Consider the following 16,048-nt stretch of genomic DNA (forward strand, 5'->3'; position numbering starts at 1 on the left):
GGTTTCCCCCTCAGCCGGCGCGGCCGGCGGCGCGGGTCAGCGCGCGCGCGACCATGATGCCGCCGACATGTTTGCGGTATTCGACCGGACCGCGCGTATCGGCGGCCGGTGACATGATCGCCTCGGCGGCGGCGGCAGCCTTTTTCAGCGTCGCGTCATCGAGGTTGGTGCCGATGACGATCCCGGCCGCCTCGTCGGCGAGCAACGGCGTGTCCGACAAATTGGTCAGCCCGATCGCGCAACTCGCCACCGTGCCGCCGTCCATCGTCAGCATGACGGCGGCGGCCGCCGTCGCGTAGTCGCCGACCTTGCGCTTCAGCTTTTCGTAGGCGTAGCCGTGGCCGTCCGCCGGCGCCGGAATGGCGATCGCCGTCACGATCTCGCCCGGCTCCAGCGCGGTCACATAGGCGCCCTGATAAAATTCCGCCGCCGCGACCTCGCGGGTTCCACTCGGCCCTTCGATCCGGTAGCGCGCACCCAGCGTCATCATCAGCGCCGGCATGTCGTTGCCCGGATCGCCATTCGCCACATTGCCGCCGATCGTGCCGCGATAGCGCACCTGCGGGTCGGCGATCAAAAGCGCCGTCTCGCGAAGGATCGGCAGCGATGCGGCGATGGTGTCGTTGGCGAGCAGTTCGTGCTGGGTCGTCATCGCGCCGATCACCACCGTGTCGCCCTCGCGGCGAATGCCCTTCAAGGCGCCGATGCCGTGCAGGTCGACGAGATGCTCGGGCGCCGCGAGCCGCAGCTTCATCATCGGGATCAGGCTGTGGCCGCCGGCAAGAAGATTCGCGTCCTCGCCCAGCGAGGCCATGAGCTTGACCGCTTCGGCGACGGTCGCTGGCCGGTGATAGTCGAACTGACCCGTTATCATCGTTCCCCCCTTGTCCTTTTTCGCGATAGGCGCGGATATTTGGGGCGAGGCTGTTCCGCGGTTCGCGCGTCGGCAAGACGGCCGGCTTCAACGCGTCACGAACGCCCGGATTGCGCACGAAATGCCGTTTTCGGCGCATGAACTGCGTCAGCGTTTATGACCTATTTGCGGCCTGCTGCGGCCTGGCATCGTGTCGGGCGAGGCCGAGACGCGTCTTCAGTTCCGCGATCCGGGCTCGGCTCACCGGAACCTGGTGCGGCGTCAGCCCGTCGAGTTCGACGATGCCGCCATCTCCCGCCCGGCGCACCGAGGTCACGTGCGGGATCGCGACGATGTGGCTGCGATGCACCCGCAGGAATTGGGCCGGGTCGAGCCGCGCCTCGGTCGTGGAAATCGACCACGGGCACATCCGCTCACGGGTGCCGTCATGCACCAGCGTATAATGCGCATCAGCCTTCACGCCGCGCACCTCCGCCACGTCGATGAAATGCGTGCCGTCCGGCCCTTCGACCGGCAGCCGCGTCACCGGCGGCGGCGACAACGGCCGCGCGTCGGTCAGAGGATGAGTCGCACCAACGTCGACGACGTCTGTTGAAAACGCCGCGTCGCCGATGCCCGCCGGGGCAAAGGCATGGACAGCGCGCTGGCGCGGTTCGGGAACCAGCAGCAGCAGGAAGCCCGCGGCGATGACGAAACAGAGCAGCGCGACGATCAGCGCCAGAACTTCGGCCGAGGCGACCAGTCCGACGGGGCTCGCGCCGTCCAGGGAATCGAGCGGCTGCAATCGCATCCCGTACATCGCCGTATAGTGCATGCCGGAGACGGCGAGGCCGAAGGCGACGGCACTCAGCGCCAGCCGCCGGCCATCATGCCGGGCGATCAGGATCCGCAAGCCGCCATAGGCCGTGCCGACCGCGATGAGCGCCGCGAGGCCGACCATGACGGGGTCGTGCTCGATGGTGAAATCGCCCGCCAGTCCGTGAATCCCGACATAGTGCATCGAGACGATACCGGCGCCGAGCAACAGCGCCGAGGCGATGACCCGCCCTTCGGACGGCTCACCGACGCTGACGAAGAACAGCGAAACGCCGACGACCAGCGCGCAGATCAGAAACGAGACGATCGTCGGCAGGACGAGATAGCCGGCGGCCTGCGGAAGCGGCGCGGCCAGCATGCCGATGAAATGCATGGTCCAGATGCCGACGGCGAGGAACACGGCCGCGCCGGCGAGCAGCAGCCGGCGCGTCAGTCCCGGCGCGCCGCGGACCCGGGCCGCGAGGCTGAAGCCGGTGTATCCGCCCAGAATCGCGACCGCCAGCGAGAGGGCGACCAGATAGGGATTGTGCCCGTCGAACATCTTGCTACCGCAGCGCGCCGGTGTCCTTCCGGGCGCGCTTTCTCCTCGCGGGGAAGTCTATAATCGCCCGGGCGGCAATGACAACGTGCCGATGCCGCCAATATCCAGACGCGAGGGAGCCGGCAGTCGCGCATCGTTCCGCTCGCGGATCTGGTTCGGCGATCAGGCCTTCGTCAGGTCGATGCGACGGAGCGACGATCAGCCGATTTCCGGCGACTTTCAGCTGCTCGCGAGTCCCACCAGCATCGCGCCGAGAGCGACGAGGTGGATCAGGATGAGTGCCCGATCGTTCCACAGCACACCGACCGCGAACCAGCCGATAAGCCCGATCACAAACAGATAGATGTTCCAGGGCGTCCACCCAAAGGCCGTCGCCGTATAGCCCATGATCTGGATGATCGACGCAACCCATTTGATCGTAAAGGCGATCTCGCCGTTGTTGCGCGGTGCCGGCTCCGCCACGGCGTCAGACAGCACGGGTCAGCCCGCCATCGACGCGAATGTTCTGGCCGGTCATGTAGGCGGCGTCCTCGGAGGCGAGATAGGCGATCAGCGACGAGACCTCGCCGGCCTTGCCGTAGCGGCCCATCGGAATGCGGGCGCGGCGGTCCTCGGTCTCGGGCAGGCTGTCGATAAAGCCGGGCAGGACGTTGTTCATCCGCACATTGTCGGCGGCGTATTTGTCGGCAAACAGCTTGGTGAAGGCGGCAAGCCCCGCCCGGAAGACGCCCGAGGTCGGAAACAGCGGGTCCGGCTCGAAGGCGGCGAAGGTCGAGATGTTGACGATCGAACCGCCGCCCTGCGCCACCATGATCGGCGCCACGATACGGGTCGGCCGCACGACATTGAGCAGATACACCTCCATGCCGGTGTGCCAGTCCTCGTCGCTGATCTCCAGCACCGGCCCCTTCGGCCCATGTCCGGCCGAATTGACCAGCACATCGACGCGGCCCCAGCGGTCCATTGCCAGATCGACAAGCTTTTGCAGATCCGCGACCGACCGGTTCGAGCCGGTGACGCCGGCACCGCCAAGCTCGGCGGCGAGCGCCTCGCCCTTGCCGGACGACGACAAGATCGCGACGGTGTAGCCGTCGGCGGCCAGGCGCTTTGCCGCGTCGGCGCCCATGCCGCTACCGCCGGCTGTGACGAGAGCTACTTTCGAGGTCATTACCGTTCTCCGTTGTCTCTATCCGGTGCCAGAATGGACCTCCGGCGGCGGCTTGACCAATCATGTCTCGTTGCGCCAGACTGTAGAAAGTCTACTGCCTGAACAGGGGCGCTCCCCGTGCGAACACCGAATTTGAACGCGTTGCGGATGTTCGACGCCGCCGCGCGACATCTGAACTTCCGGCTCGCGGCGGAGGAACTGAACCTGACGCAAGGGGCCGTAGCGCAGCAGGTGCGCCAGCTCGAGGCCGATCTCGGGCAGGTGCTCTTCCATCGCAAGGCACGCGGCCTCGCGCTGACCGAGACGGGCGAAAGCTATCATCGCCCCATCTTCCGGGCGTTGGCGATCATCGATGATGCCACCGAGAAGCTGCGGCCGGAGACCGCTCGCATCACGCTGAGCGTCACGCCCTCCTTCGCGGCGAAATGGCTGGTGCCGCGACTAAGCCGCTTCGAAGAGGCCCACCCGGAGATCGACCTGCGCACCGTCGCCAGCGAACGGATCGCCGATTTCCAGCCCGACGGCGTCGACATCGCCATCCGTCACGGGCACCCGCCGTTCGAACGCGGCACGCACAGTACGCTTCTCGCCCCGCTCGATCTCTGCGCGGTCTGCAGCCCCGGATACGCGGAGTCAGCCGCCGCGATCGAGCGGTTTGAGGATTTTACGGCGCACCGGCTGATCCAGGACAGCCATATTTTCTGGGAAACGCTGTTCGAGCGCTGCGGGACGACGGCCCGCCATCGCATCATGCAATTCAATCAGACAGCGCTCGCCATGGACGCGGCGGCGAACGGACAGGGCGTCGCGCTGGCGCCGCGCCTGCTTCTGGCGGACGAGATTGCGCGGGGCCGACTCGTCATGCTGTGGCGGGACGAAAGCGAAGATCAAGGCGGCTACCACATCGTCCACCCGATCGCGGCGAGGCCGAACCCCGCCAGGGACGCCGTGGTCGCGTGGATCCTCTTTGAGGCCGAGAGAACCGGCGATCTCAATCCATCGCGATAGCTTGGGCGGGGAGCATGCATTGGTGGGACGGCGACGGCGGGTCCGGATAGCAAAGCCGAGAACGCCTCACCGTGCCGAAACGACCGCCGGTTCGCTCACTCGAACCGCCATGCGCCATTGCCGCGGCGCGGGCCCCATTTTCATATCGGATTGATGGCGAGGCGAGGACGTGCCTAATATCACCGGTCGAGCCTTTCTGAAGCCTGCCGTGCAGCGACATCGGACTGTCATCGACGGATGTTACCGCACCGGCGCTCCCACTGGGGAAGCGACTGGTTTTCGTCGACGCCCGTGTCGACGCTCTCTGAGAGGGTTACCCATGATGACGTCCCGAACATGCACCACGGCGCTCGCCACCGTCCTGTCGCTGTCGACCAGCCTTGCCCTCGCGCAGTCCGGCGACGCCGCGATGTCGATGGACGATCTCGTGGCGGCAGCCAAAAAGGAAGGTCAGCTCACCACCATCGCGCTGCCGCACGACTGGTGCAATTACGGCGAGATGATCGAAGGCTTCAAGGCGAAGTACGGCCTCGAAGTCAACGAGCTCAATCCCAATGCCGGCTCCGGCGACGAGATCGAGGCGATCAAGGCCAACAAGGGCAACACCGGCCCGCAGGCGCCCGACGTCATCGATGTCGGACTGTCGTTTGGACCGTCCGCGATGGCCGAAGGCCTGCTGGCTCCCTACAAGGTCTCGACCTGGGACGAAATTCCGGAGGATGCCAAGGATGCCGACGGCAACTGGTACGGCGATTACTACGGCGTCCTGGCCTTCCAGGTGAACAAGGACATCATCGACAACGTGCCCACCGACTGGGCCGATCTGATGAAGCCGGAATATGCCAACGCGGTCTCGCTGGCGGGTGATCCGCGCAGCTCGGCCCAGGCGATCCAGTCGGTCTACGCGGCCGGACTCGTGGCCACGCCCGACGGCGGCGGCGAGGCGGTCGGCAAGGCCGGCCTCGACTTCTTCAAGAAGCTGAACGAAGCGGGCAATTTCGTCCCGGTCGTCGGCTCGACCGCGACGCTGGCGCAGGGGACGACTCCTGTGCTCATCCATTGGGATTACAACGCGCTCGCCTCGCGCGATACGCTGAAGGGCAATCCCGCGACGGAAGTCGTGGTGCCGAAGTCGGGCGTCGTCGCCGGCGTCTACGTCCAGGCGATCAGCGCCTTCGCGCCGCATCCGAACGCCGCCAAGCTGTGGATGGAATATCTCTACTCAGACGAAGGCCAGTTGACCTACCTGAAGGGCTATTGTCATCCGATCCGGTTCAATGCGATGTCGAAAGCCGGCAAGATCCCGCAGGAACTCCTCGACAAGCTGCCGCCGGCTGAGGCCTACGATACCGCGAAGTTCCCGAGCCTCGACGACCAGAACGCCGCCAAGGCGGCGATCACCGGCGAGTGGGACAGTGTCGTCGGCGCCACCGTCCAGTAGCACGCTCGATGTTCGGATCGCCGGCGACGCCGGCGGTCCGTCCGGTCGCGACACGGACGACAGCGGGGGATCATGGCGTCTATCGTCGATGCAGGGACGACCGGTTCGCGAACGGCGCCCGCCGCGGGACCGCCGCGCAGACGACCGCCGCGCTCGCTGGCCTGGCTCGGCATCGTTCCATTCTTCGCCTTCGCGCTGTTGTTCCTGATCGGGCCGACGGTCTATCTGGTCTTCGGCGCCTTTCAGACCCCGAGCGGCGCGCTGACCTTCGACAATATCATCGGCCTGTTCACCCCGCAGATCATGGCGGCCTATGCGATCTCGATCCAGGTCAGCCTGGCCTCGGCGGCGTTCGGCGCGCTGGTCGGCTTCTTCATCGCCTACGCGATCGTCCACGGCGGCCTTCCGGGCGGGATCCGGCCGACCGTAGTCACCTTCGCGGGCGTCGCCTCTAATTTCGCCGGCATCCCGCTCGCCTTCGCCTTCCTGGCGACGCTCGGCCGGCTCGGCCTGGTCACACTGTTCCTCAAGGATACGTTCGGTATCAACATCTACACGCTGGGCTTCAACCTGTTGTCGTTCTGGGGCCTGACCATCACCTATCTGTATTTTCAGATTCCGCTGATGGTGCTGATCATCACCCCGGCGCTCGACGGGTTGAAGAAGGAATGGAGCGAGGCCTCCGAGATCCTCGGGGCATCGCGCTGGCAATATTGGCGGATGGTCGGGCTGCCCGTGCTGGCGCCCTCGATCCTCGGCTGCTTCCTGTTGCTCTTCGCCAATTCCTTCGGCGCGATCGCGACCGCCTATGCACTCACCGGCTCCTCGCTCAACATCGTGCCGATCCTGCTCTACGCGCAGATCCGCGGCGATGTCCTCTACAACCCCAATCTCGGCTACGCGCTCGCCTTCGGCATGATCGTCATCACCGGCTGCTCCAATGTTCTCTATCTGTGGCTGCGCGCCCGTGCCGAGCGGTGGCGGCAATGACAAATTCGCGGATCGCCCCCTTCGCCATCGTCGCCGTCGGCGCGCTGTATTTCTTCCTGCCGCTGGTCGCCACGTTCGAATTCTCGCTGTCGATGCTGCGCGGAATCTGGAGTTTCGAGGCCTACCGTGTCGTTTTCGACGATCCGCGTTTTCGCGAGACCTTCGTCTTCTCCGTCGTGGCGGCGCTGGCGACGATCGTCCTCGGCGCGCTTCTCGTCGTGCCGACGGCCTACTGGGTGCGGCTGAAATTTCCCAGGCTGAGGCCTCTCGTGGAGTTCATCACGCTGCTGCCGCTAGTGATCCCGCCGATCGTTCTCGTCTTCGGCTATCTGCGGCTCTACAACTCGTCGTCTTTCCTGCCCTTCACCGGCAGCGCCCTCGGCACCAATATCCTGCTCGTCTTCGGCTATGTCATCCTGTCGCTGCCCTACATGTTCCGCGCGGTCGATACCGGCATGGCGGCGATCGACATCCGGACCCTGACCGAGGCCGCCGAAAGCCTCGGCGCCAAGCGCCCGACGATCCTGTTCAAGGTGATCCTGCCGAATGTCCGCGCGGCGGTCCTGTCCGGCGCGTTCCTGACTTTCGCCATCGTGATCGGCGAGTTCGTGCTGGCAAGCCTGCTCAACCGGCCGGCTTTTGGCCCCTATCTCGCGTTGATGGGAGCCAACCGCGCCTATGAGCCCGCGGCGCTGGCGGTGATCGCCTTCGCGGTCACCTGGGCGTGCATGGCCATGCTCCAGGTTGTCGGCAGCCAGGCTCCCGGCCGCTCCCGTTCGGGACGATCGCTGTTCAAATTGGGAAGGCGCGCCGCCCGATGAGCTTTCTCCAGATCTCGAACGTCTCGAAGCGCTTCGGAGCGACTACCGTGGTCCGCGACTTCGACCTAAGCATCGAGCGCGGCGAGTTCGTCTCGTTTCTCGGACCGTCCGGTTGCGGCAAGACGACGATGCTGCGGATGATCGCCGGTTTCGAGACGCCATCGGCCGGCAACATCGTGATCGACGGCGAGGACGTGACCGACACCCGGCCCAACCGCCGGCGGATCGGCATGGTGTTCCAGGCCTATGCGCTGTTTCCGAACCTCTCGGTCGCCGACAACGTCGCCTTCGGCCTCAAGGTCGCCGGCCGCTCGAAATCCGAGATCGGCCCCCGTGTCGAGGAAATGCTGGCGCTGATCAAGCTGCCGCATCTCGCCGAGCGCTATCCCTACCAGCTCTCCGGCGGACAGCAGCAGCGCGTCGCGCTCGCCAGAGCCCTGGCGCCGAGCCCGCGCGTCTTGCTGCTCGACGAGCCGCTCTCGGCGCTCGACGCGCAGATCCGCCTGTCGCTGCGCGAGGAGATCCGCGCGCTGCAGCGCGAACTCGGCATCACCACGATCTTCGTCACGCACGATCAGGAAGAGGCCCTGTCGATCTCCGACCGGATCGTCGTGATGAGCGACGGCCGCATCGAACAATGCGGCGCACCCTTCGAGATCTACAATCGGCCGACCAGCCGTTTCGTGGCGAGTTTCGTCGGCACGCTCAGCCTTCTCGACGGCGTCAGGGAGAGCGGTTCGACGGTCGCGGTCAACGGCACGTCGGTGACGCTGGCCGAACCGCCGCAAGGCGCGGCGGGAGCCCCGGTGACGCTGGCGCTACGGCCCGAGGCAGTGAAGCTCGAACCCTCGCCCGAACGGATCAACCGGCTGAGCGCTCGGGTGGAGGACACGCAATTTCTCGGCTCGGTGGTGCGGCTGAAACTGTCGGTTGCCGGCGGCATCATCCTCGCCGACACCTTCAACCGGCCGACCGCGCCGCCGCCGCTGCGCGGCGCGCTCGTCGACCTCTATTTTTCGCCGTCCGACGTCTTCGCGCTGAAGCCGGGCGCGGCGCCGGAACCCGCGACAGCGGCCTGACCGCCGTCGCCGAGCCGGTTCGCCGTCGACCGCGACCCCTCGGTCACTCGCCGAGAGTACGCTTGCGTTCCTCGAAATCGTCCTTGTCGATCTCGCCGCGCGCAAAGCGCTCCTTGAGGATATCGTGCGGCGAGCGTCCGCCCTGTTGATTGGGCGCCTGCATCGCCGGCCACGCCCCGCCGCCGAGCCAGCGCACCAGGAGGACAATGAGGCCGATCACGATGGCCAGGAACAGGATCATGAAAAAAGGACCGAAGATCATGCCGGACCAGCCTCCATCCCAGCCCATATGCGGGCCATAGGCGTATCGATAGGGTTCCGTCTGCTGCGCCAGGGCCATGCCCGGCATCAGGGCGACGGCCGCGACCGCCGCCGGAATGATTGTGTGCCTGCTCATTGTGCTGCTCCATGTTTCCGGCTCGGGCGGCTCGCACGCGCGCGCTCCGCCGTACCATCCGCAAACCATGAACCTTCCAGCAACCGTCGCCTTGATGCGGATCAAACCGGGGGCGGGCCTTATACCAACCTGCGGTGATAGGAACCCATTCGACCGGGACGATCGCCGATGCGTGGCGAGGAGCGGGGCGACGCACGATGCGGCGCATCGGGCGAGGCCCGCGACGAAGCCAGGCGCGGCGAGCGCCCGGCCTGCGGTGGGCTGAATGGGCTCGCCGGACGGCGTCGCACCGCTTGCCCGATGCGCCGCATCGAACTGCGCGCCGCTCCTGGCCGGACAAGCCCGTTCAGCGCCATCGAATAGGTCCCTATCACCGCAGGTTGGTATTACCCTTGCTGTGCCGACCCGTAATCCCCGACCAGCCCCGCCAGGCCCTCGCGATAGGTCGGATAGCAGAAGGCGTAGCCCGCCGCCTTGATCTTGGCGTTGGAAACCCGCTTGTTCTCGCCGTAGAAACTGCGCGCCATCGGCGACAACTCGGCCTCATCGAAACCGGTTTCCGGCGGCGGCGCGACGCCTGCGAGTTCGGCGGCGTGGGCGACGACCTCCTGCGGTGGCGCCGGCTCGTCGTCGCTGACGTTGAACACACCGCAGAGGCGCTGGTCGGCAAGCAGCGCCAGTGCTCCGGCGATGTCGTCGACATGGATGCGGTTGAACACCTGGCCGGGCTTGACCAGCCGCTTGGCCGTCCCTTTGGCGAGATTGACGAAGCCGTTGCGGCCCGGCCCGTAGATGCCGGAAAGCCTGAGGATCGCCAACGGCACGCCGCGCGTATCCGCGACCTTCCGCCAGGCATCCTCCGCCGCGACCCGCGCCTTGGAGCGCTCGGAGACCGGCCGCGTCTCGCTGTCCTCGTCGACCCAGTCGCCGTCATGGTCGCCATAGACGCCGACCGTCGACAGATAGCCGATCCATTGCAGGTTCGGGCTGCCATGGGCGATCTCGTCGGCATACCAGCGCAGCACCGGATCGCCGGCCCGGGCGTTGGCGCCGCCGACGCAGGCGCCGGCCGGGGCGGCATGGCCGGGCGGGATCGAGACCAGGAGGTGGGTGGCGCGATAGAGCGTCGAGGCGATGCCGTCCGCCGGATGCTCGCCGTCGAAAACGAAGGGCTTCAGGCCATGCGCGGCCAAGCTTGCCGCCTTGTCCCTGGAGCGGACTGTAACGCCGGTGACCGTGTTCCTGTCGAAGGCCTTGGCGTCGAACGTCTCGACGAAGCGCGAAGCCGAATAGCCGTGGCCGAAGACGAAGAGCCGCATCCGAGATAGATCGGATATGTCCGTCATGCCGCTCGGCCTTTGACACGCGAATGAACCCGGCCGGCCGGAACGATCTCGTCGACCTCGAGCCGACCGATCCTGAGACGACCGATATCGGCGGACCCGACCTTTGCCCGACCGATCGACAGCCGGCCGATCGCGAAGGCGCCGACCGCGATCACTCCGACGGCGAGCGCGCCGATCGCCAGCGCCCCGACCGCCCCAGCGCCGATCGCCTGGCGGCGGCGCAGCGCGTCGGGCAGGCTGTCGCCGGCCCATTGCAGCGAGTGCCGGGCCTGCTCGACGCTCATTCTGCCAGCCTTGACCGCGGTTTCGCCGGCCGTGACAGTGGCATCACGCACCGTCTCGGCCGACTGCCTCGTCTTCCTGCCCCAGCGCATGCCATTCGCTCCTGACGTTCGGATTGTCTTCGCTATCGAGCGCCCCGACGCGTTCACGCAAGGCGCCAGCACGATCGAGACGGTCCAGCGCCCAGATCGCCATCGCCCGAACCAGCGGCGCTGGGTCCCGCAGCAGTCCCCCGACCATGGGAGCCAAATTCGGATTCCCGGAATTTCCGGCCGCGATCAGGCAGTTGGAGACGAACTTGTCGCGACCGATCCGCTTCACCGGCGAACCGGAAAACAGCGCCCGGAAGCCAGGATCGTCGAGGGCGAGCAGTTCCGCAAGGCGCGGCGCCCGCAATTCGTCGCGCGCGATCAGCTTGGCCTCGCGGGCGTTCGCCGCGAACTTGTTCCAGGGACAGACGGCGAGGCAGTCGTCGCAGCCATAGATGCGGTTGCCCATCGCGGCACGGAACTCGCGCGGGATCACCGCCTTGGTTTCGATGGTGAGGTAGGAGATGCAGCGCCGCGCGTCGAGTTGATAGGGCGTGGGGAACGCGTCGGTCGGACAGACGTCCTGGCAGGCGCGGCACGAGCCGCACAGGTCTCGACCCGGCTCGTCGGCGGGAAGCTCGAGCGTGGTGAAGATCGAGCCGAGGAACAGCCAGGAGCCATGTTCCCGGCTGACCAGATTGGTGTGCTTGCCCTGCCAGCCGAGTCCGGCGATCTCGCCGAGCGGCTTTTCCATCACCGGCGCGGTGTCGACGAAGACCTTGGCGTCGTGGCCGCTGGCGGCGCCTCCGGCCTTGGCGATCAGCCGTGACGCCAGTTCCTTCAGCCGACCCTTGATCAGTTCGTGATAGTCGCGGTGGCGGGCATAGACCGAAATCCCGCCGCGATCGGGCCGCGACAGGATCGCCAGCGGGTCCTCGTCCGGCGCATAGCTCAGGCCCAGAACGATAATCGAGCGCACCTGTGGCCACAGCGCCCTCGCCGAGCGGCGCCGTTCCGCCGTCTCCGGCATCCAGTCCATGGTGCCGTGGCGGCCCTGGGCGAGGAAGTCGTCGAGCCGCGGACCGGCCGCAACGTCGCCGGTGCCCGGCGCGATGCCGACGGCGTCGAAGCCGAGACGGCGCGCGTCGTCCCGGATGAAGGATTTCAGGCGGTCAGGCAAATTGTGGGGTGGGGCCACCATGCGTCAGTTATAGCGGAAGCCTGCGGCCAGCGGAAACCGCCGCGCGGCTCAGAAATCCAGTTCGCCATAATGATGTACCGGCGGCAGGCCGCGCACCCGTTCGCTGAGCAGCGGGCGGAAGGACGGCCGGGATTTGACCCGCATGTACCAGTCCTTGGCCGCCGGCTCGTCGTCCCAGGGAACTTCGCCGAGGTAGTCGAGGATCGACAGGGCGGCCGCCGCCGCCAGATCGGCGTAGGACAGCTTCGTCCCGGCCAGCCAGTCGCGGCTTTCGGCCAGCCAGCCGAGATAGCGCAAATGGTGCTTGAGGTTGGCCCGCGCGGCGCGGATCGCCGCGGCGTCAGGCGCGCCGCCGCCCTCTTGCGGCGTCATTTCCAGCTTGAGCACCCGCTCGCGCACCAGATAGCGCGTGACCTCGCCGTCGAGCTTGGACAGGAACCATTCAGTCAGCCGGCGCGCCTCGGCCCGCTCGATCGGCTTTTCCGGCAACAGCCGGCGGTCGCGCTGGAAGACGCCGCGCGTCTCGTCGAGATATTCGCCCACCACCGTCGCGCCGACGATCGGCGGACCGTTGTCCTCGATCATCACCGGCAGCGTCGCCGCCGGATTGAGGGCGAGGAATTCCGGCCGCTTTTCCCAGGTCCGCTCCGGCAGGAGTTCGGCCCGCTCGCCGTATTCGCCGAGCACCAGCCGCACGAAGCGCGAGGCGGCGGACATCGGATGATGGTGAAGCTTCAGCATGAAAACGGGTCGGGAGCTCTTGCGTGGGGTCGCCGGGCACGGCTGGCGGCGCCGGACCGTGATGATATCGAAACACGCGGCCGGAAGATCAGGCGGTCGCGTTGACCAGAATTGTCGCAGGTCCGCGTCAACGAACCCTGAACAACCTCGCCTCGGTGTTTCCGGGCCACATAGCAGCATCCGTGTGGCTTGCAAGATGTTGCAATCCTCGACCGAAGGGAGTCAAAGCGCTGCGGGCCATGTTCCGCGTCGCGTTTCGATGCCCACGCGCGTCTCTCACCCGGGACCGGCATCGAACGCTTCGCATCGGCCTTCCCACGCAGATCAGAGATTCATCAAGGACGACGCTTTTATGGAAATCGGGACCATCATCGACGCGGTCATCCTCGGCATTACCGAGGGTCTCACCGAGTTCATTCCGGTCTCCTCGACCGGGCATATCCTTTTGCTCGGCCATTTCCTCGGCTTCCAGTCGACCGCCCGGAGCTTCGAGGTGCTGATCCAGCTCGGCGCGATCCTGGCAATCCTCGCCGTCTATTTCGCCCGGCTGTGGCAGTTGTTCATCACGCTGCCGTCGAGCCCGAGAAGCCGCCGCTTCGTCGCCGGTATCGTGCTGGCCTTCCTGCCGGCGGCCTTCGCCGGCGTTCTGGCGCATGATTTCATCAAGACGGTGCTGTTCGAGACGCCGATCGTCATTTGTGTGGCGCTCGTCGTCGGCGGCATCCTGCTCCTCGTCGTCGACCGGATGCCGCTCACCGTGCGTTATCACGACGTCATGGATTATCCGCTCTCGCTGTGCCTGAAGATCGGCCTGTTCCAGACTTTGGCGCTGATCCCCGGCACCTCGCGCTCGGGCGCCACCATCGCCGGCGCGCTGTTGATGGGCACCGACAAGCGATCGGCGGCCGAATTCTCGTTCTTCCTGGCGATGCCGACCATGGTCGGCGCCTTCACCTACGATCTGATCAAGAATCGGGACCTGCTGTCGCTCGACGATTTCGGGCTGATCGCCATCGGCTTCGTCATGGCGTTCCTGTCGGCGCTCGTCGTCGTCCGCGGCCTGCTCGACTTCGTCTCGCGGCACGGCTTTGCGCCCTTCGCCTGGTGGCGCATCGCGGTGGGTCTGGCCGGTATCGTGGCGATCGTGGCGATCGGCTAACGCGGAATAAGGAATGAGGAAAAGTGGGAACCGGTTTTCCGCCCGCATTCCCCGCTGACCTGCTGGAATCGATCCTATTTCATCGTAATCGAGCGCGAATTAAGAGCCTGGACGCCGACTGGCGTCCAGGCCTTGCGCGATCCGCTCAGACGAATTCTTTTTCGTCCGGCGTCAGGCCGCCGGCCTGCGGTTGCGGCGTGGTGAACTGGCCCTCCGGGCGAAACCGGACGAGATAGGTCGGCAGAATCGCGTCGATCGTGTGCCCCTTCAGCCCGAAGGCGGCGAGGTCGCGGCCTTCAGCGATGGCTTGCCCGGAGACCACGTTGTCCCGCCGCAACTGGCGGACTTGGTCCTCGGTCAGCGGCGCGCCGGGAAGATACCCCATGACCCGCGCCATCGTAGCCGCGGCGCCGAACGGGATCGTGACGAAACGGCGCTTGCGGGCGATCACCGCGAGCATCTCTTCCATCAGCTCGCGGAAGGTGAGGATCTCCGGCCCGCCGAGTTCATAGACGCGGCCGCCCGCCACCGTGCCGTCCACCGTCGCGGCGATCGCCTCGGCGACGTCGCCGACATAGACCGGCTGGAAGCGGGTGTGGCCACCGCCGATCAGCGGCAGGACTGGCGAAAACCGCGCCATTTGGGCGAAGCGGTTGAAAAACTGGTCTTCCGCCCCGAACACGATCGAGGGCCGGATGATGGTGGCGTCCGGGATCGTTTCGCGCACCGCCTGCTCGCCGGCCGCCTTGGTGCGGGCATAGGCGGAGTCGGAGGAGGCGTCCGCCCCGATTGCCGAGATCTGGGTCATTCGCGCGCCGACGCCGCGCGCCGCCTCGGCCACCGCCTGCGCCCCGAAGGACTGCACCGCCTCGAAATTCTGCCGGCCGCTTTCGGCGAGGATGCCGACGAGATTGATCACATGATCGGCGCCCACGACCGCCCGATCCACCGTCCAGCGATAGCGCAGATTCGCCTGGACCGGCATGATCTGGCCCATATTGCCGTTGGTCTGCAAGTGATAGGCCAGATCCGGACGCCTGCAGGCGACACGGATGCGGTAGCCGCGGCGAGCGAGCGCCAGCGTCACATAGCGGCCGAGGAAACCCGAACCGCCGAAGACCACTACTGTCTTGCCCGTGTCGACCGCCATCGTTCCTGCGCTCCTTGCTTGCCTCGCCATGTCGTCGCCCGGTAGCCCGCGCGCAATCGGCTTCGCCTTGCCTCATAACCGGTTCGCCCGCCAAGGTGAAGGCGCGAATGCACCACCGCCTTCCCGTGGTTGTCCGCGCCCGGGCATCGCCGATCGCGGCGCGAAAAAACCGCGTTGACAGCGGCGGGTCCAGCTTCTAATTGTCCGCGCCGTGCCCAGGTGGCGGAATTGGTAGACGCGCACCGTTCAGGTCGGTGTGTCGCAAGGCGTGAAGGTTCGAGTCCTTTCCTGGGCACCATTTCCCTATTCGAGACGATCCGAAACAGTCCGAATAAGAGCCCAACCCCCTAGAAACGCTGAATTCTTGATCCGACGTTGTCCAGCGCGGGCGTGGGTATCCAATTCATTTGTTGGTAGTTTTGTTGGTATCGGCCGCGAAAAGCGGTTGCCCGCACACGGTCGTTCCTCATGAGAGCACCGGACGACGATTGGCAGACGTGGTCGGATTCCCGGTCGTTGCGCCCCTGATCTCGTCCGATGCTCTAAGCGATGCCGTGAAGATTCGGCATGCGGCCCGGCAGCGCATTCGTCTGCGCATATCTGAGCGCTTGGAGGCGTGCGTAAGGGTCCCAGCTCGCGAGCGCTTTGCTCGCCGCGTCGGAGACTTCGAACTCGCCGCATCGCGGGCAGCGGATCATGGCGACATGCGCCGCTTCGGCCTCGCCCCGCTTCGCCGCTCCTTCGCAGATGATGCACCGCATTGGTCGCTTTCCTCCCGGCCTTCGATGAGGCGCCATCCTGCGCCTTCGGTCTTGGAAATGGAATAGCGGCGCCCGTTCACACCGCCGCATGATCGCGGACGCCGCAGAGAGTCTCTCACCGGCTGGTTCAGACGAAAAAAGGGCGGCCTGGTTTGACCGGACCGCCCTGATTGGCATGGGAATGTTGGTTTGTTTCAGCCGCGTTCGCGGCCTTGTCAGAACTCTTCCCAGGTATCGGTCTCGT

The 16,048-nt window shown here is 66.2% G+C and carries 18 protein-coding genes and 1 tRNA gene; 8 read left to right on the forward strand and 11 right to left on the reverse strand.

Annotated elements, in window-relative coordinates; genetic code table 11:
* Positions 1–10: 10 nt before the first annotated feature.
* The 4 genes from VQ045_RS13375 to VQ045_RS13390 all read right to left on the reverse strand — a co-directional run bounded on the left by VQ045_RS13375 (position 11) and on the right by VQ045_RS13390 (position 3,399).
* The gene (locus VQ045_RS13375) at positions 11–874 is read right to left on the reverse strand and encodes an FAD binding domain-containing protein (protein WP_327625026.1); all 864 of its coding nucleotides are present in this window, start codon (positions 872–874) and stop codon (positions 11–13) included.
* 154 nt (positions 875–1,028) lie between these two features.
* Positions 1,029–2,231 carry an MHYT domain-containing protein gene (locus VQ045_RS13380; protein WP_331830445.1) on the reverse strand — a complete coding sequence of 401 codons (1,203 nt, stop codon included), beginning with the start codon at positions 2,229–2,231 and terminating at the stop codon, positions 1,029–1,031.
* Between the two features lie 219 nt (positions 2,232–2,450).
* Entirely contained in the window at positions 2,451–2,708 is a 258-nt protein-coding gene (locus VQ045_RS13385) for a DUF6552 family protein (protein WP_331830446.1), read from the reverse strand.
* Positions 2,698–3,399 (reverse strand): SDR family oxidoreductase, encoded by a 702-nt coding sequence (locus VQ045_RS13390; RefSeq protein ID WP_331830447.1) that lies wholly within the window; start codon positions 3,397–3,399, stop codon positions 2,698–2,700. Before VQ045_RS13390 ends, VQ045_RS13385 begins: the two co-directional genes overlap by 11 nt.
* 117 nt (positions 3,400–3,516) lie before the next feature.
* Here VQ045_RS13390 and VQ045_RS13395 point away from each other — a divergent pair, with 117 nt between their 5' ends.
* From VQ045_RS13395 to VQ045_RS13415, 5 genes are all read left to right on the forward strand, one after another.
* The gene (locus tag VQ045_RS13395; RefSeq protein ID WP_331830449.1) at positions 3,517–4,407 is read left to right on the forward strand and encodes a LysR substrate-binding domain-containing protein; all 891 of its coding nucleotides are present in this window, start codon (positions 3,517–3,519) and stop codon (positions 4,405–4,407) included.
* 322 nt (positions 4,408–4,729) lie between these two features.
* On the forward strand, positions 4,730–5,848 hold the full coding sequence (locus tag VQ045_RS13400; protein WP_331830450.1) for an ABC transporter substrate-binding protein: 1,119 nt from the start codon (positions 4,730–4,732) through the stop codon (positions 5,846–5,848).
* Between the two features lie 72 nt (positions 5,849–5,920).
* On the forward strand, positions 5,921–6,838 hold the full coding sequence (locus tag VQ045_RS13405; RefSeq protein WP_327625033.1) for an ABC transporter permease: 918 nt from the start codon (positions 5,921–5,923) through the stop codon (positions 6,836–6,838).
* Complete coding sequence (locus VQ045_RS13410; protein ID WP_327625034.1) at positions 6,835–7,659, forward strand: ABC transporter permease; 825 nt, start codon at positions 6,835–6,837, stop codon at positions 7,657–7,659. Before VQ045_RS13405 ends, VQ045_RS13410 begins: the two co-directional genes overlap by 4 nt.
* Entirely contained in the window at positions 7,656–8,738 is a 1,083-nt protein-coding gene (locus VQ045_RS13415) for an ABC transporter ATP-binding protein (protein ID WP_331830452.1), read from the forward strand. Before VQ045_RS13410 ends, VQ045_RS13415 begins: the two co-directional genes overlap by 4 nt.
* Before the next feature lie 43 nt (positions 8,739–8,781).
* Here the strand turns inward: VQ045_RS13415 and VQ045_RS13420 are convergent, their stop codons facing one another.
* The gene (locus VQ045_RS13420; RefSeq protein ID WP_331830454.1) at positions 8,782–9,135 is read right to left on the reverse strand and encodes an SHOCT domain-containing protein; all 354 of its coding nucleotides are present in this window, start codon (positions 9,133–9,135) and stop codon (positions 8,782–8,784) included.
* A gap of 168 nt (positions 9,136–9,303) precedes the next feature.
* On the opposite strand from VQ045_RS13420, the gene VQ045_RS13425 reads away from it, so the two are divergent.
* Positions 9,304–9,498 (forward strand): hypothetical protein, encoded by a 195-nt coding sequence (locus tag VQ045_RS13425; RefSeq protein ID WP_331830455.1) that lies wholly within the window; start codon positions 9,304–9,306, stop codon positions 9,496–9,498.
* 23 nt (positions 9,499–9,521) lie between these two features.
* Here the strand turns inward: VQ045_RS13425 and VQ045_RS13430 are convergent, their stop codons facing one another.
* Genes VQ045_RS13430 through VQ045_RS13445 form a run of 4 tightly spaced genes read right to left on the reverse strand, consistent with a single transcriptional unit; the run spans position 9,522 to position 12,734 of the window.
* The gene (locus VQ045_RS13430) at positions 9,522–10,454 is read right to left on the reverse strand and encodes an SDR family oxidoreductase (protein WP_331830464.1); all 933 of its coding nucleotides are present in this window, start codon (positions 10,452–10,454) and stop codon (positions 9,522–9,524) included.
* A 23-nt stretch (positions 10,455–10,477) separates the two neighbouring features.
* Positions 10,478–10,855 (reverse strand): hypothetical protein, encoded by a 378-nt coding sequence (locus VQ045_RS13435; RefSeq protein ID WP_331830456.1) that lies wholly within the window; start codon positions 10,853–10,855, stop codon positions 10,478–10,480.
* Positions 10,809–11,993 carry a tRNA epoxyqueuosine(34) reductase QueG gene (queG, locus tag VQ045_RS13440; RefSeq protein WP_331830457.1) on the reverse strand — a complete coding sequence of 395 codons (1,185 nt, stop codon included), beginning with the start codon at positions 11,991–11,993 and terminating at the stop codon, positions 10,809–10,811. Before queG ends, VQ045_RS13435 begins: the two co-directional genes overlap by 47 nt.
* A 48-nt stretch (positions 11,994–12,041) precedes the next feature.
* The gene (locus VQ045_RS13445) at positions 12,042–12,734 is read right to left on the reverse strand and encodes a glutathione S-transferase family protein (protein ID WP_331830458.1); all 693 of its coding nucleotides are present in this window, start codon (positions 12,732–12,734) and stop codon (positions 12,042–12,044) included.
* 352 nt (positions 12,735–13,086) lie between these two features.
* On the opposite strand from VQ045_RS13445, the gene VQ045_RS13450 reads away from it, so the two are divergent.
* Entirely contained in the window at positions 13,087–13,893 is an 807-nt protein-coding gene (locus tag VQ045_RS13450; RefSeq protein WP_327625044.1) for an undecaprenyl-diphosphate phosphatase, read from the forward strand.
* A 145-nt stretch (positions 13,894–14,038) separates the two neighbouring features.
* Here the strand turns inward: VQ045_RS13450 and VQ045_RS13455 are convergent, their stop codons facing one another.
* Positions 14,039–15,043: a complex I NDUFA9 subunit family protein gene (locus VQ045_RS13455; RefSeq protein ID WP_331830459.1), complete on the reverse strand. Its 1,005-nt coding sequence runs from the start codon at positions 15,041–15,043 to the stop codon at positions 14,039–14,041.
* A 213-nt stretch (positions 15,044–15,256) separates the two neighbouring features.
* On the opposite strand from VQ045_RS13455, the gene VQ045_RS13460 reads away from it, so the two are divergent.
* A tRNA-Leu gene (locus tag VQ045_RS13460) sits at positions 15,257–15,341 on the forward strand.
* 244 nt (positions 15,342–15,585) lie between these two features.
* Here the strand turns inward: VQ045_RS13460 and VQ045_RS13465 are convergent.
* A complete protein-coding gene (locus VQ045_RS13465) occupies positions 15,586–15,804 on the reverse strand; it encodes a hypothetical protein (protein WP_327625046.1) in 219 nt (72 codons plus the stop codon).
* Positions 15,805–16,048 lie beyond the last annotated feature (244 nt).

It is taken from the genome of Aurantimonas sp. E1-2-R+4, from assembly GCF_036549515.1.
Classification (GTDB): domain Bacteria; phylum Pseudomonadota; class Alphaproteobacteria; order Rhizobiales; family Rhizobiaceae; genus Aurantimonas; species Aurantimonas coralicida_A.